The 19,723-nt window shown below is 70.0% G+C and carries 18 protein-coding genes, 1 tRNA gene and 2 pseudogenes; 7 read left to right on the top strand and 14 right to left on the bottom strand.

All coding sequences use genetic code 11. From position 1 onward, the window contains the following. Positions 1-87 precede the first annotated feature (87 nt). Positions 88-516 carry a DUF5959 family protein gene (locus AC0699_RS26625; RefSeq protein WP_478664827.1) on the bottom strand — a complete coding sequence of 143 codons (429 nt, stop codon included), beginning with the start codon at positions 514-516 and terminating at the stop codon, positions 88-90. Between the two features lie 405 nt (positions 517-921). Between AC0699_RS26625 and AC0699_RS26620 the strand changes: the two genes are divergently transcribed. From AC0699_RS26620 to AC0699_RS26605, 4 genes are read left to right on the top strand one after another with little or no spacing between them, the layout of a single operon-like run. Next, complete coding sequence (locus AC0699_RS26620) at positions 922-1,257, top strand: hypothetical protein (protein ID WP_478664824.1); 336 nt, start codon at positions 922-924, stop codon at positions 1,255-1,257. Positions 1,258-1,293: 36 nt separating this feature from the next. Further along, positions 1,294-1,839, top strand: a complete 546-nt coding sequence (locus tag AC0699_RS26615; protein WP_478664823.1) for a hypothetical protein — start codon at positions 1,294-1,296, stop codon at positions 1,837-1,839. Between the two features lie 14 nt (positions 1,840-1,853). Continuing rightward, positions 1,854-3,068, top strand: coding sequence for an MAB_1171c family putative transporter (locus AC0699_RS26610; RefSeq protein ID WP_478664821.1), 1,215 nt, complete (start codon positions 1,854-1,856; stop codon positions 3,066-3,068). Beyond that, positions 3,065-4,633 carry an amidase gene (locus AC0699_RS26605; protein ID WP_478664819.1) on the top strand — a complete coding sequence of 523 codons (1,569 nt, stop codon included), beginning with the start codon at positions 3,065-3,067 and terminating at the stop codon, positions 4,631-4,633. Before AC0699_RS26610 ends, AC0699_RS26605 begins: the two co-directional genes overlap by 4 nt. Positions 4,634-5,354: 721 nt before the next feature. On the opposite strand, the gene AC0699_RS26600 is transcribed toward AC0699_RS26605, so the two are convergent. Then, on the bottom strand, positions 5,355-5,834 hold the full coding sequence (locus AC0699_RS26600; RefSeq protein ID WP_478664817.1) for a DUF2000 family protein: 480 nt from the start codon (positions 5,832-5,834) through the stop codon (positions 5,355-5,357). A gap of 49 nt (positions 5,835-5,883) precedes the next feature. Here AC0699_RS26600 and AC0699_RS26595 point away from each other — a divergent pair, with 49 nt between their 5' ends. Continuing rightward, positions 5,884-6,753 (top strand): helix-turn-helix transcriptional regulator, encoded by an 870-nt coding sequence (locus tag AC0699_RS26595; protein WP_478664814.1) that lies wholly within the window; start codon positions 5,884-5,886, stop codon positions 6,751-6,753. Positions 6,754-6,929: 176 nt separating this feature from the next. Here AC0699_RS26595 and AC0699_RS26590 read toward each other — a convergent pair whose 3' ends face one another. Continuing rightward, a complete protein-coding gene (locus AC0699_RS26590) occupies positions 6,930-7,706 on the bottom strand; it encodes an SCO2400 family protein (RefSeq protein WP_478664812.1) in 777 nt (258 codons plus the stop codon). A gap of 395 nt (positions 7,707-8,101) precedes the next feature. Then, entirely contained in the window at positions 8,102-9,109 is a 1,008-nt protein-coding gene (locus AC0699_RS26585; RefSeq protein ID WP_478664809.1) for a 1-aminocyclopropane-1-carboxylate deaminase/D-cysteine desulfhydrase, read from the bottom strand. Positions 9,110-9,330: 221 nt separating this feature from the next. Here AC0699_RS26585 and AC0699_RS26580 point away from each other — a divergent pair. Together AC0699_RS26580 and AC0699_RS26575 are read left to right on the top strand one after the other, a co-directional pair. Then, positions 9,331-9,567: pseudogene (locus AC0699_RS26580) on the top strand (cytochrome P450); the annotation flags it as partial. Positions 9,568-9,974: 407 nt separating this feature from the next. Then, positions 9,975-10,490 (top strand): hypothetical protein, encoded by a 516-nt coding sequence (locus AC0699_RS26575; protein ID WP_478664806.1) that lies wholly within the window; start codon positions 9,975-9,977, stop codon positions 10,488-10,490. 472 nt (positions 10,491-10,962) lie between these two features. Here AC0699_RS26575 and AC0699_RS26570 read toward each other — a convergent pair. From AC0699_RS26570 to AC0699_RS26525, 10 genes and pseudogenes are all read right to left on the bottom strand, one after another. Beyond that, positions 10,963-11,047 (bottom strand) — tRNA-Leu (locus AC0699_RS26570). Positions 11,048-11,229: 182 nt separating this feature from the next. Then, a pseudogene (locus tag AC0699_RS26565) lies at positions 11,230-11,361 on the bottom strand (ATP-grasp domain-containing protein); the annotation flags it as partial. 67 nt (positions 11,362-11,428) lie between these two features. Beyond that, positions 11,429-12,070 carry an HAD family acid phosphatase gene (locus AC0699_RS26560; RefSeq protein WP_478664805.1) on the bottom strand — a complete coding sequence of 214 codons (642 nt, stop codon included), beginning with the start codon at positions 12,068-12,070 and terminating at the stop codon, positions 11,429-11,431. Between the two features lie 216 nt (positions 12,071-12,286). After that, a complete protein-coding gene (locus AC0699_RS26555; RefSeq protein ID WP_478664803.1) occupies positions 12,287-13,321 on the bottom strand; it encodes a sugar phosphate isomerase/epimerase family protein in 1,035 nt (344 codons plus the stop codon). A gap of 34 nt (positions 13,322-13,355) precedes the next feature. Next, entirely contained in the window at positions 13,356-14,765 is a 1,410-nt protein-coding gene (locus AC0699_RS26550) for an alkaline phosphatase family protein (RefSeq protein ID WP_478664800.1), read from the bottom strand. Continuing rightward, the gene (gene eboE / locus AC0699_RS26545; protein ID WP_478664799.1) at positions 14,762-15,931 is read right to left on the bottom strand and encodes a metabolite traffic protein EboE; all 1,170 of its coding nucleotides are present in this window, start codon (positions 15,929-15,931) and stop codon (positions 14,762-14,764) included. The genes AC0699_RS26550 and eboE overlap by 4 nt, the downstream gene beginning before the upstream one ends. 13 nt (positions 15,932-15,944) lie before the next feature. After that, entirely contained in the window at positions 15,945-16,793 is an 849-nt protein-coding gene (locus tag AC0699_RS26540) for a TatD family hydrolase (protein ID WP_478664797.1), read from the bottom strand. Further along, positions 16,793-17,419 (bottom strand): EboA domain-containing protein, encoded by a 627-nt coding sequence (locus AC0699_RS26535; RefSeq protein ID WP_478664795.1) that lies wholly within the window; start codon positions 17,417-17,419, stop codon positions 16,793-16,795. Before AC0699_RS26535 ends, AC0699_RS26540 begins: the two co-directional genes overlap by 1 nt. Beyond that, positions 17,407-18,285, bottom strand: a complete 879-nt coding sequence (locus AC0699_RS26530; RefSeq protein ID WP_478664793.1) for a sugar phosphate isomerase/epimerase family protein — start codon at positions 18,283-18,285, stop codon at positions 17,407-17,409. Before AC0699_RS26530 ends, AC0699_RS26535 begins: the two co-directional genes overlap by 13 nt. Next, positions 18,282-19,316, bottom strand: a complete 1,035-nt coding sequence (locus AC0699_RS26525) for an SCO3242 family prenyltransferase (protein WP_478664791.1) — start codon at positions 19,314-19,316, stop codon at positions 18,282-18,284. The genes AC0699_RS26530 and AC0699_RS26525 overlap by 4 nt, the downstream gene beginning before the upstream one ends. Positions 19,317-19,723: the final 407 nt, after the last annotated feature.

The following is a 19,723-nucleotide window of genomic DNA, read 5'->3' as shown; positions in this document are numbered from 1 at the left end:
GCGGGTCCGCTGGGGAGATCCCGCGACATCCACGATGCATTCCTTGCCCTCGGGTGCGCGCTCATCTGCTGCCGACGTCTTGTCTCCCTACGCTGACAGCATCGGAACCCAGTGAGTCATCACCCGGTGCAGCCGCTGTCGGTGGTCAGCGATCCAGTCGTGCGGCAGGGCGATCGGCACGCGCACGGTGACCATCGATCCCGACTCGTCCTCCACGACCACCTCCGGACAGTCGCGCTCGCCGACGAGCTGGATGAAGATGGACGCCCCCCTGCTCATCTCCGTCCAGGCGACATCCTCGCCTGCGTCGAGCCTGTTCAGCGTGTCGGACCAGCTCTCCAACTTCGCAATGCACAAAGCCAGGTAACAGCTGCCGGATACGAAGGGCGTCCTGACGACGATCTCGGCATCGAGGCCGGCGGCCCACCTGGGGCTCCGTCCCAGAACGTTGACCGTAACGCTGTTTCCCTCGTCATCGGCAAGGGAGATGAGCTCCCTCGGAACGATGTCGCCCATAGCTGTCCCTTCATCGGCGAGTACCGCGAATCCTCGCCCGGCAGGGGCATCCGCCATCCATTGGTCAGCGGTTCCACGTCAGGGACTTGGTCCAGTGTTGCAGCGCGCGATCGAACGAACTCGGCCCGCCGACGTCGCAGCCCATGACATCACCACGGCCACGAAGGGGCCGACGGCTTCCCTTTTCCGGTGCGTCAACTATAGTTACGCACAACGAGCGTCAACTATAGTCACGCCCGAGGGCTGGGAGGCGGTGCAGTGGTGGAACCAGGGGATGGTCCCAACGCACCGGAGACAGCTCGACCAGTTCCCGTCCCAGGCTCTGGCGCTCCTTTCAGCGACCGCCTCAACTTCCTGTTCGATCGGGTGCGTCCTCCGGGAGCGGAGGAGTACACCAACGCCCACGTGGCTCGCACGATCTCGTCGTACGGGGAGGACAGCTACACGCGGTCCCACATCAGCCTGCTCCGTGCGGGCAAGCGGACCCCGACCATCACCATCGTTCCGCTCCTCGCCCGGTTCTTCGGCGTGGAAGCCGCCTATTTCGTCGAGGACGAGGCCACGCGGAAGATCACGACACAGTTCGAGATCCTGCGAAAACTGAAGGAGAACGGGGTCGAGCAGATCGCGCTGCGGTCGATGGGCGTGTCCGCCGCCGGACAACGCAAGGTCCTGGCAGCCCTCGAAGCCGTACGCAAGGAGGAAGGCCTGCCCGACGACCCCGCAAGGGATTCGACGTGACCGGCGACTGGTGTCTCCAGGAGGAGGAGAAGCTCCGTGTGGCTCAACCGTCGTAACCGCGGACCCGGCCGCGACGCCGACAAGGTCGAGCGCCGGAGCAGAGAGTTCGTGGCAAGCCTCGACCTGCCTGCTGTCGACAGCGTCCTGGACCTGGTGCCGTTCATGGAGGAGCGCCTCGGCCGGTCGATCCGGCTCATGCCGTTCGCCTCCGACCCGGCCGACCCCGACTCCCTCGACGCCTCGGCCCCGTGCGGTCTGTGGCTCGCCACCGGAGACACCGACTACGTGTTCTACGACACGGCCGTCAGCCTGGCGCACGCCGAGATCATCGTGGGCCACGAGTTCGGTCACATGCTCAAGCGTCACCGGGGTAACGCCCCGCTCGAGGCCGGCAGCCTCGGCGGTCTGATCACCGACATCGATCCCGCCACGGTGCAACTCGTCCTGGGGCGGACCCGTTACAACGAACCGGAGGAGTTCGAGGCCGAGATGCTGGGCTCTCTCCTGCAGGAGCACGTGAGCGCGTCCCGCACGCCGGATTGCCGGGAAGCCGACCCGATAGCCCGCACGTTGCTGCGCTGACCGAATAGGGCCCCGTGAAAGACATCCTCCACCCCCTGTGCCTCGCCATCGCCGGCACCGGATTCCTCATCCTGGTGCGTGACCTGGGCAAGAGCCGCCGCGATCCGGCGCTCGTCGCGCTGGCCTTCACGTACGGCTTCTCCGCGCTCAGCTACGCGGTCTCCCTCACCTGGGTGTGGGTACGCATCGACGGCCTCTTCGGCGTCCCGAACATCGTCGTGCCGATTGCCCAGGGCTTCGTGATCGTCGTCCTCGCCCTCCAGGCGACCGTCCTCGCACACTGGTCGAAGCCGCCTGCGGAAGCGCGCCGGCGCAGCCGACTCCTCCTCGTCGCAGCCCTGGCGGTCATCGCGGCCATGGCGGTGTTGTTCGCGTCGCTCACTCCGGCCGCCACCCGGCCCACCGACTTCTCCCTGTACTACGCGCACGACCCCGTCTTCCAGACCTACGTGCTCCTGTACTTCGGGACGTACAGCGTCGCCGAGATCTACCTGGCACTGTCCTGCTGGACCTATGCGCGCAGCGCCACGAACCGGTCGATCGCCTTCAGCTTGCGTCTCGTGACCGTCGGCGCGGTCGTCACCCTCGGATACAGCGGCATCCGGATCGCCGGCATCATTGGGGCCGAGGCCGGGTTCAGCGTCAGCCACCTCAACGACTTCGCCTGGGCCTGCGGGGACATCGGCGCGACGCTCACCCAGATCGGCTATCTCATCCCCACCGTTGCCCGGCGTGCCACCAGCGTCCGCGACTGGGCCATCGCGCACATCCGTTACCGGCGCCTGGGCCGACTGTGGTCCGCTCTCGACCAGGCCGACCCCGGCATCACGCTGCGCCGCCCGGCTCGCCAGGGCCAGGACGTCCTGCGCCTCCGCAGCGCCCATTTCCCCCTGCTGCGCCGCCGAGTCGAGATCCGTCAGGGACAGAAACTGATGCGCCGCTACCTCGATCCGGCCGTGCGGGTGCAGGCCGAAGCCCGCCGCGCGTCCGAAGGGCTGTCCGGCACCGAGTTCGTCGCAGCGGTCACCGCCGACCAGATCCGCGCCGCCCTCGGCCGGCACGCGGCGGATGAACTGGTCGACAGCCCGGCCGAGTTCGCCGACGCCGAGCTCGCCCTCGCCACCACAGAGGACGAGCTGCTGCACCTCCAGCGCGTCGCCGCGTACTTCACGCCCCCTGCGAGCAATGCCTCCGACGTCCGTAGCCCCATCTCAGGAGCCCGTTCGTGATCCTCCGTCGCACCCTGCTCATCGCCTCCACGGCCATCGCCGCAGCGGCGTCCATGGCCACCATGTCCGCGGCTGCGCGCTCCCGCGCGGGTGGCGCGCCGCCCCCGCGCACCGACCTGCACCTGGCTTCCGCCCGCGAGCAACTCCGCGCGCTGCGCCGGCGCACGATCACCAGCCGCGCCCTGCTGGAGCAGTACCTCCAGCACATCGCCGAAACCAATCCGGACCTCAACGCCGTGATCACCCTGGACGCCGACGGCGCACGCGCGGCGGCCGACGAGGCCGACCGCCACATAGCCAGGACCGGCAAGCCGCTCGGCGCACTCCACGGCCTGCCCCTCACGGTCAAGGACGCTCTGGAGACGAAGGGTCTGCGCACGACCTGCGGTTCACCCGACCTCACCGCCCACGTCCCCGACCGGGATGCGGATGCCGTCGCGCGCCTCCGCTCCGCCGGGGCCGTGATCGTCGGCAAGACCAACGTCCCGGTCATGTGTCAGGACCTGCAGACCTCGAACCCGATCTTCGGCAGGACCAAGAACCCGTTCGACGACGCCAAGACCCCGGGCGGATCCTCCGGAGGCCCGGCCACAGCCGTCGCCACGGGCATGACCAGCCTCGAACTCGGTTCCGACCTCGCGGGCTCCCTCCGCCTCCCGGCCGCCTACTGCGGTGTGTACGCGCTGCGCCCCAGCGGGGGCATCGTCCCCACCCGGGGACACATCCCCCGGCCTCCGGGGTGGCTCTCCAGCTCCGACATGCTCACCCTCGGCCCCATCGCCCGGAACGCCGACGACCTCGACGCCCTCCTCGACGTCCTGGCCGCCCCGGCCCCGGCCGAGGCCGCCGCCTGGAGGATCGAACTCCCGGCGCCCAGGCGCAGCCGGCTGGCGGACTACCGCTTCGGGATGTGGCAGGACGACCCGTACTGCCGCGTCGACGAACACATCCGCCGGCTCTTGGACCAGGTCTCCGAGCTCCTGCGGTCCGCAGGTGCCACCGTTGACCACAGCACGCGGCCCGTGGCACTCGCCGACAGCGACAAGCTCTTCCAACGGCTCATGTACGCCACGGCGAGCGCCACCGCCACCGACACCGGCTTCGCCGACGACATCGCCGCCGCCGCCAAGATTCCCGTCGACGACCCGAGCGGCCTCTTCCTGCACTCGCGCACGATGCGGCACCGGGACTGGCTGCGCGCGAACGAGGAACGCGAGAAGCTGCGCGGCCGCTGGGCGGACTACTTCGCCACCCATGACGTCGTCATCACACCGGCCGTTCCTTCCACGGCCGTCGACGACCAGACGTCCACACCGGTTCCCGAAAGGTTCATCACCGTCGACGGCGAGCGACGCCCGTACTTCGACCAGACGGCGTGGCTGAATCTGGCCGGCCACGTCAGGCTCCCGGCCCTGGTCATGCCCGCGGGGAAGACCGCCGACGGCCTGCCGCTGGCCATCCAGATCATCGGCCCTTACCTGGCCGACCGCACCGTGATCGACACGGCCAAGCACCTGGCTCGGCACCTTCCCGGACCCTCACAACCGCCCGTGTCCGCCTCATGACCGGGCGCCCATGACGGGGCTCGCTCTGCCCCCACGGGGGTGGGGCGGGGCGAGCCCGCACAGCAGCAGGGACCCGGGTGCACCGGGCTCCTGCTGAACTGTGCCGGTCAACGCCGGGTAAACCACTGAAGGTTGGTCGGAGACGGAATCCTACGAGGACCGTTCGCGTCGGTGGCGAACAACCGGCCAGGACCTGCCGAGAAATGAAGGGCCCGGATACCGACGGGGGATGCAGTACCCGGACCCTCGCGATCATCATAATCCCACAGGTGCGGGAAGCGAGCATCAGCACCGCCACCCGATGACCGGATCCGACACGGCACGGAACGCCGTCGAGAGCGAGGGTCCGGCGATAACAGCCCCCGCCTCGGTCGGTGTTGCCTCCTGCGTGTTCGGCACGAATACGCCCGGCACGGAGGACGCGGGTGGATGGCCCGGCATCGTTGTGCAGTTGTCGGTTCATGACCTGGCCTCTGCCGACCTGAAGTGCGCCGGATGGTCAGGGGCTGGCCGTCACCCGGCCTACCTGGCCCTCAAGTTGGAGCGCTCCGACCTCGCCGTGGCCGGAGGCGTTCACTCGCCGCTGCCCGCGCCCGGCCGCAGGTCGGGGTGTTCCTCGGTCAGCCGGATGGTGAGCAGTTCTGTGCGCGGGCCCCGTTGGACATCCAGCTGGTCCGGATGACCTGGTCCCGGTAGGTCGCGCCGTTGCCACCTCTCCTGCTCAGGGGTGCATCCGCGCGCCTTTGAGGACCTTGTCCACCGCGTTGCGCGGCCCGTAGACGGCCATCCCCACCAAGTCGAGCTGGTCTGCGCCAACCGCACGTACGGCCGCCCGGTTGTCCCGGTCGTTGCCCGTGCTGAACAGATCCGAGGTGAACAGAGCCCTCGGCAACGAGCGGGACAGCGCTCGACCATGCGCGGTGGTCAGCATCTCCTTCGTCCCCTCGAAGACGAGCACGGGCTGGCGGAACATCGGCAGATACGCGGTGTCGTCGGCGTCCGTGTACGGTTCGCCGATCACCTCAGGTGACGCCGTGCCGAGCCCGCTGACGACGAAGGCAGTCACATTCAGCCGCTGCCAGGGCTCCAAGTCGTCGCGCAGCAGAACGGCGATCTTCGTGTCGAAGCGAACAGCCACGTTCTCGGCCCCTGCACCGCTCTCGTCCCCGGCCCGGGTCCCGGTCTCATCCCTCGTTCTCATGCTTTGAGACTGCAGGCTGCACGCCTGCGTCGTCTTGTACGTTCTTTGCATGGCGTCCCGGCAGGAAATCTGTGCTTGGCGCCCGTCGGTCTCGGGCGTCATGGAGGTCTTCCACGCCCACTTCACTGAGCACGTGTACCCGATGCATGTCCACGACGCCTGGACCCTGCTGATCGTCGACGACGGCGCGGTCCGCTACGACCTGGACCGCCATGAGCGCGGCACCCCGAACGACACCGTCAGCCTGCTTCCGCCGCAGGTCCCGCACAACGGCTCACCTGCCAGCTCTCGTGGATTCCGTAAGCGAGTGCTCTACCTTGACATGACGCAGCTGGACGAGAGCTTCATCGGGCCGGCGGTCGACGGCCCGGACCTCACTGATCCCGTCCTGCGCAGACGCATCGGACAGCTGCACACCGCCCTCGCCAACCGGGGAGAAGAACTCGAGGCGGAGAGCCGTCTGGCCCTCATCAGCCAGCGCCTGCGCGAGCACCTGCGCCCCAGGCCGGCCGTCGGCGACGCGATGCCCGACCGCGGCATCGCCCAGAGCCTGCGTGACCTCCTCGACGATCGATTCCCTGGAGGCACCACGTTGGAAGAGGCCGCGCGCTTGCTCCACGCCCACCCGGCGCATCTCGTACGTGCCTTCAGCGCCGCGTTCGGCGTCGCACCCCACCAGTACGTGACGTCCCGCCGCGTTGACCTTGCCCGTCGTCTGCTCCTCGATGGACGGCCACCAGGCGAGGCAGCAACTGCGGCCGGCTTCTACGACCAGTCCCACCTCACTCGGCACTTCAAGCGGATCTTGGGCATCACCCCGGGCCGGTACGCCCGTACTGGGCCTCATAAGTTGAGCAGGGCTCGCCCGCGCTCGATGCCGCACCTGCTCAAGAGCGCGCCGAACAGCCCAACGGCCTAGGCGGCCACCAACACGCGCGGCGAATCGTGGTGACAACACAGCTGCCTTTGTGAACCATCCTGCTTCGGCTCAAACCAGCAAGGTCACGAACCTACGGCTGGAGTTTGTCGAACTTCGGCAGCTCCAGCCGTCCCTCTCGCAGTCGAGGGAGCGTGCCACCGTCCGCCCACTGCCGATCAGCCCGGCAGCAACAGCTCCGTCAGTTCATTCAGCACATCGGTCCCTGGCTCACCTGTGGTGACGGGTGCAGGGCTGCCCGTTGGCGAGGCGCTTGCGCCGGCACTCGCTGAAGGACTCGGCGACGGCGTCACCGACGGCAAGGGCGGCTGGCTCGGGCGGCCGGAGGACGGGCTGGGGGTCGGCCTGGCCTTCACGGGTGGCGAACTGACGGGCGCGGCGGACGCCTGCGGAGCAGGTGATTCCCGGTCCGTGGGCGTCGCGTCAGGGCGCCGAGTCCCACCGTCATTCCGGTTGCGGGCCGTTCCTCTGCCCGGGTGCGTGGCCGGACGGTCCGGTGAACGCGAGGCTTTGGGGGGTTTGCCGGTGTCGTGTCCTTGGGGCTCGTCCGGGGATGCCAGCTCCGGGCTCGGTGCCGCTTGTGGAAGGCCTGCGGAGTGCTGGGGCACCAACGACGCGCTTGCCAGGCCACCGAGCACAGCGAAAGTGGCCGCGGCAAGAGTCCGAACACCGTGCCTCTTCCAGCGCTGAGGACCACGGCGCCGGACCTCGGACAGGTCGGCGGCCGGGACTTGGGGGGTGGCGGAGGAGGGAACACGGCGGGGCTCGGCAGAGTCCGGCCCCTGGTTGAAGAGGACCCCCATCCCCACCGTGTCGACCGCCGGAGCGTCGCCGCCTCCATCGCTCAGCGGTGCCATGCCGTGGTCGTACGCCCCGCATTCCGGGCACGTCACAGCGCCGTTGAGAGTGCGGCGGCAGGGTACGCAGTAGTCCATGGAATCGACCGCTCAGCGGGACAGTCGCTGGAACGAAGCCTGGTTCCCTGACCCGGCCCCGCAACAGCCGTGCGTCGCACAGCAGCGCTGGGCAATGTGCAGCAGGATCCTTGGCATGTGCGAACCTCACTCACTCACCGGTCTACAGGTGGGCACCTGTTGTCGAGGTCTACGGGTGACGGCGTGTGAGTTGCTCAACCAGCGGCTGAAACGTGAGGCAGGTAACTCCCGTAAACATTCTGTCTGTTCCCGAATTTGCCCCCCTGCTGGGGCGGGCTGATGCCGCGCAGCCGGCTTGCCGTCACGTCCCTGCCGCATGCCCGTCGGTGCTCCGTTCTCGGTTCGCAACGGTGCAGAAGGCGCTGACGTCTGCCCACGGCTGACCGCCCTGAAGCTCAGAAGGCGTCCCGGGGGCCATGGGTGTGGAGGAAGAGAACAGGCCCGGTGCCCAGACGGCCGTTGGCCGCCATGGCGAGCAGGGCGGCCAACCCCTTCGCCGTATACACCGGATCGAGCTCCAGCAGCCCGCTCTCGGAGGCAAGGCGCTGCGCCCTTTCGCCCTCCGGTGTGGCGTGACCGTAGCCCGGTCCCAGCCACTCCCGCACCATCGTCACCTCGTCGGGCAGGATCCGGGTCCGTGGAAGGTTCGCGCCCCGCGCACGCAGCAGATCCTCCGTCCGGTCGGCCAGCGCGACCACGGCCCGGTCGTCGAGCCGCAGCGTGTCGTTGACGACCACGCCCACGACACGGGTGCGCAGCCCGGCCAGCCGGAGGCCAAGAGCCAGCCCTGCGGCGGTACCCCCTGAGCCGACGGCGGTGACGATGTGCGAGGGCTCCGGCAGGGTTCCGTCCGCGACCTGCGCCGCGAGCTCGAGGGCCACCTCGGCGTAGCCGAGCGTGCCGATCGGCGCGGAACCGCCCGCCGGCAGGAAGTACGGCAGCCGCCGTCCCGTGGTGTGGCGGAGGAAGAGCCACGGTGCGGCGGCGACGGTCCGGGCCTTCGTCCGGGTGAGGTGCAGGGTGGCGCCGGATCGCCGCAGTCGGTCCAAGTGCGCCCGGACGTGGTCGTTGACGGGCTGGTCGATCAGCGCGAGGGCGGTGGACAGACCCTGTTCACGAGCGTAGAGGGCGGTGGCCAGACCCCAGTTCGTACCGAGACCGCCCACCGTCAGGATCGTGTGCTTCCCACGGCGCCGCACGTCGGGAAGGATCCACTCGAGCTTGCGGACCTTGTTGCCTCCCCACCCGCCGGAGCCGAATCCGCTCTCGTCCTTGCACCACAGCGATACCCCGTCCGCCATCCCGGTCAGCTCGCGCACGGGCGTCGGCCGGTCGCCGAGCGAGAGGTGCGGCAGTGAGGTGACCAGCTGGGGAAACACCCGGTGCAGCAGCGGTCCGCTCATCCCCGGACTTGCCCCTTCCTCTCGATGGATTCACGTGGCGCGGGCCCTGCCAGCGTAGTGAGCCGGCATCCTTCGGTGCTCAATACTTCTCATCAACCTTCTCATCAACGTTCATGCGTTCCCCGAACGACGAGTGATCCGGAACCGACCGGCAAGTGCTCTCGTTCGGCTCGTCACCTTCACCTCGACGGGCCGCCGGAGGGCTGAGGCCGTACGGTCGGGACAGGCACATGCTCGACCTCCACCGGCAGGACGGCGGGCACCTGGCCTTCGGCCACGGCAGCCACCTGTGCCTCGGTCAGCAGCCGGCCCGCGCCGAGATGCGGGGCGCGTTCCCCGCGCTGCTCAACCGCTTCCCCACGCTGCGCCTGGCCGTACCGGCCGAAGGAGTCGGCCTGCGCCCGGAGACCGCGGACATCAACAGGGTGAAGAGCCTCTCGGTCACCTCGGACGTGTGACCGCGAACCGATGACGGGTGAGTTCGCATACGGCCGCCCGCCACCGCTGCGGTCGCTCGCCTGCAATGATCGCGCCCGCGTCGTCCTCGCCGCGCAGCAGCTCGAAGTGCCGGCCGCCCAAGAGGGTCGGCGCGAGCTTGCCCGCGCGGGTGACCGGCGGCCCGCTCCAGCGACTCGGCCGCCTGGGCTACATCGGTGCTCCCCTCGGCTACGGCCCGGCGAATAGCCCTACGGGCTTGGTCGAACCGGTAGGACATCTCGTTGCGGTCGGCCAGGTCGTTCACCGTCTGTACAGCCGCCGGTGTCGCCGGCCCGGGTGATTGCTCCCCGGACCGGCCGGCTGCCAGCATGAACCTGTGCTTATGGTCCCGAGCTGGGTATGGCAAGGCGGTCCGGTTCGCAGAGCATTGAGCATCGGCCTCCCGGTCGGTGTCTTCTTGGGGATATTCGTGCTCGCCGAATCCGGATCGTGGGTGGGCGCAGCCTTGGCGGCCGTCTTCCTCATCCCTTTCTGCGGAATCAGGATGGCCCGCCGGATGAGCAGAGCCTGGCCCGGAGCCAATGACCTGGAGTCCGCCGACCGGGTAGCGGTGGTTCGCGCCACCCGACGTGGTGAGGACACCGGCGATTCCCGACTCGCGCCCGCCGTCATCGACTACACCGGCGCGCTGCGGACAACCCGGGAACGAGACCGCCTCCTCCAACGGGTGGTGCTGCTCTTCGCCGCACTGGCTGTGGCCCTCGCCCTGAGCGACACCCTTACGGGGTCAACCCGGGAGGCCTTGGTGTCGTGGTTGTGGGTCGCGATCTTTCTCGTAGAACTGATCTGGTGGCCCAGGAAGCAGGCTCGCATCATGTCCAACGCAGAACGGGCGGAGAGGTCGGCCCGTCACGTATTGCGACAGAAACCGCCCGGCGAGTGAGACACGCTTCCCCGATCCCGCCGAATCGGCCCTGGTTCTCCAGCGCACGGAGCGCACGCCGAGCGAGCGGAGCCAGCACCCAGCGGCCGTTGTCACCAAGGGGCGTCCTGACCGTGAAGCGGTGCCGTGGTCGCTCCAAGCACTCCGTAGACAGCGGGCCGGCAACCACGGACGGCAGGAACGGGCCGGAAAATACAGCGCACGCCCCTATGGATCAACGAGGCACAGAAAGACAAGGAGACGGCGCGCAAGGGACTCGACGCGCTCCCCGTCACCACCAAGAAGCAATCCCACTCGACGCCCAGCCGATCCGGAACTCACCGAGAGCCTCGGAGGCATCACACAGCGCATTCTCGAAGCCGGCAGCGAGAAGAGGGGCCCGCTCTACGAAGCCCTGGGCATCACCATCAGCCACGAAACACGAAACGAGGACCGCGACCGTAAGGTCGAGGCCCTCGAATCCGTGTGGTTGTGTCCGAGGGGGGACTTGAACCCCCACGCCCGATAAAGGGCACTAGCACCTCAAGCTAGCGCGTCTGCCATTCCGCCACCCGGACTAGGTGTTTTCGCCGCTCACAGGGTGTTCCCCGTGGCGACATGGATAACTCTACCAGGGGTTCGAGGTGCCTCTGAACCGCATTTCGCGTGGTCAGTGGGGTGGCGGAGCGCCGACGTCCCTGCTCGCACCGAGCCGGTAGGCGCCACCACGTGGGGAGTACGGAACGCGATTGGATGCTTACGCGGCGGGCCGGGTATCGGCAATCTTCTCGATGTCCATGCCGCCTTCCACGGAGGCGATGGCGAGGAAGCGGCCCACGGCGCGGTCGAGGACGTACGAGACCTTGGTGTCGATGTCGACGGGCTGGGCGAGCGGCCGACGCGATGGCCGGCGGGTGGCCGCGGGACCGGGGATCCCGTCTCCGCGGCCACCCCGCCTTTCAGGACAGCTGACCGTCGTAGTCGGGCAGCTTGAACGTCCGCTCGGCATGACCGCCCACCAGGTCGGTGGCGCTGTTGCCGATATTGGCGATGATCTTGTAGCCCTTGGCCTCGATCTCCGCGCGCTTCCCGGTCTTGTAGGCGCTGACCTCATGGAACAGGTCGGGCAGATCCCGCACGTACAGACCGTCGACCGGGTAGCCGGCCTTCTTCAGGTTCCAGTCGGTGAGCGAGTAGATGATGCCGGGGCGGGCGGTGACGAAGAAGATGGCGACGCCGCGGGAGTCGGCGAACCGGGCGAGGTCGCGGACCTGGCCGACCGCGGGGGTCGGCAGCTCCCAGAAGGGGTGGAAGTCGGTCTCGAGCGAGGTGTTGTCGATGTCGAGAACGATCGCCTGCTTCTCGCCGGAGGGCTGCGCGGTCCGCTGCTCGATGTACGGGCGGGCGACGGCGACGACGGCTGCCACATCACGCTGCCAGGTCGCGTAGTCGACGCCGGCCGCCTGTGCGGCGGTGGCCGCCGCACGGGGCTGGTTCACCGCGGTCGCCGGGGTCGCGGCCGATGCCGCCGGGGTCGCCGTGGCGAGGGCCGCGGCGGCGAGCACCGCCGCCGTTGCGGTCCTCCATCTGCGTGCATGCATGGGGGGTTCTCCTGGGTCGAGGGTGGTCGGGGAGAGCCGCTCGTTTCACGTACGAACGAAAGGCCTTGGCATGCTCGCGTCCAATGATGTACGGAATGCAACATTCCCTCTACTGGTCAGTAGAGAGAAGAGTCGGAGACGTGTTCGCGAACCACGCGACCGCCCGTCGGCGGCAGTTCGCCGACGGGCGGGGTCACCGGCGTGCGGTGCGGTGGCTCAGCAGTCCTCTTCCCGCAGCGAGTGGAGGTGCTCGCTCGACTTGCGGGCGAACGTGAACGACTCGCCGGGGTTGTCGTGTTCGGCCTGCCAGTGGTGGTCGAGGCGGCCGCCACGGGTGCGTGTCACCGCCGAGATGAACCTCTGGTAGTCGATGTCTCCGTCCCCGACGTCCACCATGCGGTAGCCGTCGCGGGCGGCGTCGTCGCGTTCGCCGTCCTTGACGTGGAACAGCGGATAGCGGTCGGGCTGCCTGAGCACATAGCGCAGCGGGTCGAAGGGGGCGGGCGTGCCGTCGGCACGCTTGGAGAAGCGGAACTGACCCGCGTACGCCCAGTAGATGTCCATCTCGAGGTGGACGAGCTCGGGTTCGGTTTCGGCGAGGAGCACGTCATAGAGGCGTACGTCCGGCCTGTCGGTGGCGAAGGAGAACTCCTCGGCGTGGTTGTGCTGGTAGAACTTCATGCCGCGGGCCTTGGCGGCGGCGCCGTACTCGTTGAACTCCTCGGCGCAGCGCTTCCAGCCGTCGACGGTGGCGCCGTAGCGCCAGGGGCCGGAGGCGGTGCCGATGTGCTCGAGGCCGAGCGCCTGGGCGTCGTCGAGGACCTTGTCGAGGTTCTGGGCAAAGGTGTAGGCGTTCGGGTCGGACGAGTAGTAGCCGACGTGGCTGCCGATGGCGCGCAGCCCGTGGTCGCGGGTGAGCCTGCGGAGCTCGGCAAGGGTGATGGGCCCTGCGGAGCCCTGCGTGTAGCCGGCGTACTCGACCTCGTCGTAGCCGTACTTCTCGAGTTCGGCGAAGACGGCGGCGAAGCCGAGCGTGGAGACCTTGTCGCGGAGCGAGTAGAGCTGGATGCCGAGCCGTCCCGGGGGCAGTACGGGGCGGCCCCGGCCGCTTCCGTGGGCGGCGGCGGTGGCCGGGGCGGCCGCCGTGCCGAGGAGGGCGGCTGCGGTGGCTCCGGCGGCGACACCGAGCATGCCGCGTCTGCTGAGCTTGTGGCTGAGCTCGGGGTCGGGGGTCCTGCTCGTGCGGCTCATTGTGGATAACTCCTCGTTGTCAGTGGCGTCTGGTTCAGTGGAGTCCAGCGAGTTGAAGCAGCAGGGACTTCACATCGGTGGCCGCGACGCGGCCGGTTACAGCGCGGGGGGTGGAGCACAGAATGAGCGGCCCGTTGTCGGTGTCATCGCTCGTGGGGAGGCGGCCATGGCTGCCGCGAATGGGTGAGGGGTCGAGCGGTACGACGGCCATGCGGTAACGCATACCGAGTTTCTTGCGGGCGAGGGCCGTGGCGGCTTTGACGCGGACGTACGGGTCCTGGGGGTCCATGAAGAGCTCGACGGGGTCGTAGCCGGGCTTGCGGTGGATCTCGACGAGCTGGGCGAAGTCGGGTGCCTTGTCGTCGTCGAGCCAGTAGTAGTACGTGAACCAGGCGTCGGGATCGGCTACGGCGACGAGTTCGCCGGAGCGCGGATGGTCGAGGCCTTGGCTCTTCTTGCCTTCGTCGCCGAGGAGTTCGGCGATACCCGGAAGTCCGTCGAGGACTTCCCTGGTGGCGTCGAGATCCTCGGGCCGGCGTACGTAGACGTGGGCGAGCTGGTGGTCGGCGACGGCGAAGGCCCGGGACGCCATTGCGTCGAGGTACTCCATGCCGTCCTGCGTGTGCACTTCGAGGAGTCCGGCGCGGCGCAGTTCGCGGTTGATGTCGACATGCCGTGTGACACGGGTGATGCCGTACTCGGAAAGGGCGACGACGGTGCGGCCCTCGGCTCGCGCGTCGTCGAGAAGGGGGGCCATGGCCGTGTCGAGGTCGGCGGCCGCCTGGAGGGAGCGCGGGTCGTCGGGGCCGAACCGCTGCAGGTCGTAGTCGAGGTGCGGGAGGTAGCAGAGCGCGAGGTCGGGGTTGCGGGTACGGAGGATGTGGCGGGTGGCGCTGATGATCCAGCGGCTGGAGACGATGTCGGCGCCGGGTCCCCAGAAGTGGAAGAGGGGGAAGGTGCCCAGTTTCTCGGTGAGTTCGTCATGGAGGGCCGGCGGCCGGGTGTAGCAATCGGGTTCCTTGCGTCCGTCGGCGTAGTAGACGGGGCGGGGGGTGACGGTGATGTCGGTATCGGCTCCCATGGCGTACCACCAGCAGATGTTGGCGACGGTGTAGCCGGGGTGGGCGCGGCGGGCGGCGTCCCAGAGTTTGTCGCCGCCGACGAGGCCGTTGTGCTGCCGCCACAGCAGGACGTCGCCGAGTTCGCGGAAATACCAGCCGTTGCCGACGATGCCGTGCTCGGAAGGGAGGGTGCCCGTCAGGAAGGTGGACTGGGCGGCGCAGGTCACGGCGGGCAGCACGGTGCCGAGGGGGGCCTGGGAGCCGCTCGTGGCGAGCCGTTTCAGGTGGGGCATGTGGGTCAGGAGCCGCGGGGTGAGGCCGACGACGTCCAGGACGAGGAGGGGGGTGGGTCGCGCGGAGTCGCCCGGGGTGATGTCGCTCATGGGAGTTCCTTGAGGCCGAGGTCGATGAGCAGGTCGCGGGCGAGGGTGAGTTCGGCGGCGATTCCGTCGGTGAGCTGAGTGCGGCTGCGGGGGCGCAGCTCGGCAGGCAGTGCCTGCCAGGTGTACGTCTCGACCTCGAGGTGCCGGGTGAGCGGAGCGGGGCCTCCGACGAGGCGGGCCAGGGTGTCCTGGAGTACGGGAAGAGTGGAGGTGAGCGGAGGGGCGGGCGGTGCGTGCAGGGGGACGTGGAAGTGGGCGCGCCAGGGAGCACCGTCGGGGAGGGTGCCGGCGGCCAGGGCCTCGTGGAGGTCGTCGGTGCCGCGCAGTCCTGCGGCGGTGCGGGTGCGGGTCTGGTGGAGGAAACGGGGTTCGGCGAAGGCCGCGAGGGCGTCGCGTACGTCGGGGAGGTGGGGGTGTTCGGCGTGCAGTGCGGCGGAGAGCTGCGCCTTGGGGATGGTGATGCCGGCGCCGGTGAGGGCGTCGAGGGCGGGACCAGGTTCTTCGAAGGAGGTGGCGAGATGGCAGGAGTCGACACAGATGCCGATGCGGCTGCTCGATATGGCGCTGAGGGGGCGGATCGCGTCGGCCGTGGTTTCGACGGTGCAGCCCGGTTCGGGTTCGAGGGCGATCCGGATGGATTTGCCGGTGAGTTCTTCGAGCGCGTCGAGGCGTTCGGCGAGCGTGCTCAGTGCGGTGCGGGCGGTGGTTGCGGCGTGGCCGTCGAAGCGGGTGCGCCATGCCAGCGGCAGGGTGGAGACGGACCCTTCGCCGACGTCGTCGGGCAGCAGTGCGGCAAGGAGGCGGGCCAGGTCTCCGGTGTGGGTGAGCCGTTCCGGTTCGGTCCAGTCGGGCCGGTAGACGCGGTACTTGACCTCGTCGGCGGCGAATCCCTCATACGGGAATCCGTTGAGGGTGACGACCTCCAGCCCGCGCCGGTCGAGTTCGGCGCGCAGGCCGCGCAGTGCCGCCGGGTCGGTGATCAGCGCCCGGGCAGCGTCCTTGGCGAGCCAGAGGCCGATCCCGAGGCGGTCACGCCCGAGGCGTTTGCGGACGGGCTCGCAGTGGTCGCGGAGCTGGGCGATGACGCCGTCGAGGGTCTCGGCCGGGTGGACGTTGGTGCAGTAGGAGAGGTGGACGGTGGTGCCGTCGGGGTGGCGGAAGCGCATGCGTCTCGCCTCCTCATTCCCCGCCGCGGAGGATGGAGTTGCCCTCGTGCAGGGCCTCGGCGGGCGGGACGTCGAGCTGGAGGCGGCCGCTCTGGCCGTAGAAGGCGACGGGGTTGCGCCACAGCACCTGGTCGACGTCGTCGTGGGTGAATCCGGCGGCGAGCATGGCGTCGGCGACCTTGCGGGTCTTCAGCGGGTCGCTCTTGCCCCAGTCGGCGGCCGAGTTGACCAGGACGCGTTCAAGCCCCTGGGCCTTGAGGACGGTGACCATCCGGTCCTCGTCCATCTTGGTGTCCGGGTAGATGGAGAACCCGAGCCAGCAGCCGGCGTCGGCGGCGTCCTTCACCGTCGTCTCGTTGAGGTGGTCGAGCAGCACGCGCTCGGGAGCGAGTGCGGATTCACGGACGACGTCGACGGTGCGGCGCAGGCCGGCCGGCTTGTCACGGTGCGGGGTGTGGACGAGGGCGGGCAGTCCGTGGTCGGCGGCGAGCTGGAGCTGGGCGGCGAGGGCGGTGTCCTCGGCGGGGGTCATCGAGTCGTAGCCGATTTCACCGACGGCGACGACGTTGTCCTTGACGAGGTAGCGGGGCAGTGCATCGAGGACGGGGGTGCAGCGGGGGTCGTTGGCCTCCTTCGGGTTGAGGGCGAGGGTGCAGTGGTGGGCGATGCCGTACTGGGCGGCGCGGAACGGTTCCCAGCCGAGGAGGGAGTCGAAGTAGTCGAAGAAGGAGGCGGGTGAGGTGCGGGGCTGACCGAGCCAGAAGGACGGTTCGACGAGGGCACGGACGCCCGCGGCGTACATCGCCTGGTAGTCGTCCGTGGTGCGGGAGGTCATGTGGATGTGCGGGTCGAAGATGCGCATCAGGACTCCTCCGTGGGGGACGTCAGGGTGAGGACGCGGTGGAGGTCGGCGGGTACGGGGCGGCCTGCGGCGATGCGTTCGGCGGCGTAGTCACCGAGCATCCGGGCGAGTTCCGCGTCGCCCCGGGCACGGCGTTCGAGACCGTCGGCGGCGTCCACGGGCACTCCGGTGAACAGACACTTCAGGAGGGCGTGGCGCCAGGAGTGCGGGTCGAGGTGTTCGGCGGCGTAGGGGCCGACGGCGGCTGCGACGAGCCGGGTGTCGTTGGTGCGCAGGGCGTCCTCGACGAGAAGGAGACCGACGGCGGGGTCGGGCGCGAGCTGCGGCAGGGCGAGGAGCACGGCGCGGCGTTCGGCGGCGGTGCCCTGCTGGTAGAGGCGGGTGAGGGTGGCCGCGTCGGCGTGGGCCTCCCGGAGGAGGAGGGTGCGTACGGAGTCGGAGTGGTCCTGGCCGCAGTGGCGGCCGGCGGAGGCGAAGCGGAGTTCCCAGGCCGGGACGGCGTAGAGGGTGGTGGCGTCGGCGGGCGCGGCAGCGGTATGGGCGGCTTCGGCCAGGGCTTCGTGCAGCCAGGCCCGGGCGGCGCCACCGAGCCGGGTGTCGAGTTCCTCGCGGGTCAGGATCGCCATTCCGGTGCTCCGTTCATGGGGGCCGGGGCCGGGGCGTTCCGGCGGAGGAACTCGATGGAGGCGCGGGCGAGTTCTGGGCCCGCGTGGGAGTGGCGGGGCAGTTCGACGACGGTCAGGCCCTGGTAGCCGGTTGCGGCCAGGGCGTCGAGGACGGGCGGGAAGTCGATCTCGCCGTCGCCGAACGGGAGGTGTTCGTGGACACCTCGGCGCATGTCCTCGATCTGGACGTGCCGCAGCCAGGGGGCGGCCTGCTTGACGCAGTCGGCGGGGGATGCCGGTTCCAGGCACTGGCAGTGGCCGATGTCGAGGGTGAGGCCGAGGGGTTCGGGGTCGCCGAGGAGGGTGCGGAGGTGGTCGAAGTCGTCGATGGTGGCAAGGAGGTGGCCGGGTTCCGGTTCGACGGCGAGCGGGACACGGGCAGTGGCGGCGGCGTCCAGGACGGGAGTGAGGGCGGCTTCCAGGCGCTGCCAGGCGGTGGTGGCGCCGGTGCCGTCGGGGGTGATGCCGCTGAAGCAGTGCACGGCGTGCGCGCCGAGGTCCGCGGCGACCTGAACGGCACGGACGAGGAGTCCGGCACGGGCGGCGCGGCCGTCGGGATCGGGGTCCAGGAGGGACGGGCCGTGCTTGCGGCGCGGGTCGAGGACGTAGCGGGCGCCGGTCTCGACGGTGACCTCCAGTCCGAGGTCGGCGAGGCGGCCCGCGAGGCGGCGGGTGCGGGAGGCGAGGTCGGGGGCGAGGGGGTCGAGGTGCATGTGGTCGAGGGTGAGGCCGACGCCGTCGTAGCCGAGGTCGGCGAGGAGCGCGAGGGCGTCGTCGAGTCGGAGGTCGGTGAGGCCGTTGGTTCCGTAGCCGAGGCGCAGGCTCATGTGGGGCTCACCTTCCGGGCGAGGCGTCGGGCGACGGGGATGAGCGCGAGAACGGCCAGTCCGAGGCCGGCGGCCCCGGCGCGGGCGGCGAGGGCGGCCTGCAACGGGATCATGGCGCGGATACCGGCGCCGACGGCGCGCTGGGTGAGGGGTGGGGACGGGTTGAGAGCGGCGTGGAGGAAGGGGGTGACGGTGGTGCGGGCGTAGGTGGTGGCGGCGAGCGCGGCGAGGAGTTCCGCAACCGGGGGCGAACCACCGGGCCCCTGCGAGGGGGTTGGTGGGCGGGGCAGGCTCCGCTCCCCGGTGCGCGGGGGCAGCGGCGTCCCGCCGTGAATGCTCGGGGGCGGCGCCGCCCCGCCGTCCGCGCTGTGCGGCGCGGGCCGGCCGGGCGTACGGACGTGGGCCGTCAGGGTGGCGAGCGTCAGGGCCGTCGCCAGGGCCGCGAGGGGCGCCTTGGTGGAACCGCCCTGGACTTCGTGGCGGGAGACGGAGGTGATCGCGTAGGTGTGGGCACCCAGGAGACCCGCGTGCGGGAGCGCGCGGGCCAGGCCGGTGGGGTGAGTTGCCGTGGCGCCGAGCAGGAGGTCCAGGGCGCGGGCCGATGCCATGGCGGCCGGGCCCGCCGGGGTGTGCTTGAGGCGCAGGTCGTACGACCAGACGGTCGCGGTCAGTGCCGATGCCACGAGCAGGGCCGGACGACCGGCCCGCGCGGCGAGGGCAAGCCCCGCCGCCGTGAGGGCACCCGCGGCGGCCAGGGCCGCGGCCTGGCCGATCCGGCCCGAGGGGATCGGCCGGTGCGGGCGGTCGACGGCGTCCTCGTCGCGGTCGGCCCAGTCGTTCAGGGCCATGCCCGCCTCATAGAGGCACAGGGAGGAGCCGATGGCGAGGGCGGTGCCCCGGTTGGCGCGCAGGCCGGCGGAGGCCGCGCCCGCGAGGGCGTCACCGGGGACGGTGAACAGGGCGGAGACGCGCAGCAGTTCGGCCCACGCCTTGAGCCGCCCACGGCACACCTCGGCAGCACGTGGCCCCACCGCTCCCGGCTGCTTCGCCCCCGTCGGATCTCCCGTCGGATCTCCCGTCGGATATCCCGTCGGATATCCCGTCGGTCCTCCTGTCAGTCCTCCCGTCAGATCTCCCGTCGGCGCGGCCGCACACCCGGCCAGGCCGCGCCCGGCCGTGGCCCCGCGCCCGGCCCCCCGTGCCGTGCCCGGGTCGCCGTCGCCCGCCGCGGTCCCTGGCGAGGCGGTCCGCGCTTCCGCGGACCCCGGTACGGTGCCCGGCCGCTCCGTACGCCCGCGGTCGATGCTTTCCGCGGGTGTGGGCTCACCGTGCGCCTGCGCACGTCGCGGCGCGGCCCTCCGCGCCCCGCGCCGAGGTGCGGGGTCCGGGTGTGCCGGTGACAGGTGTGCCGCTGTCCCGCGCAGAAAACCCAGAAGAG

The organism is Streptomyces sp. NPDC043870 (assembly GCF_056435785.1).
This window is presented reverse-complemented; position numbering and strand designations above follow the sequence as displayed.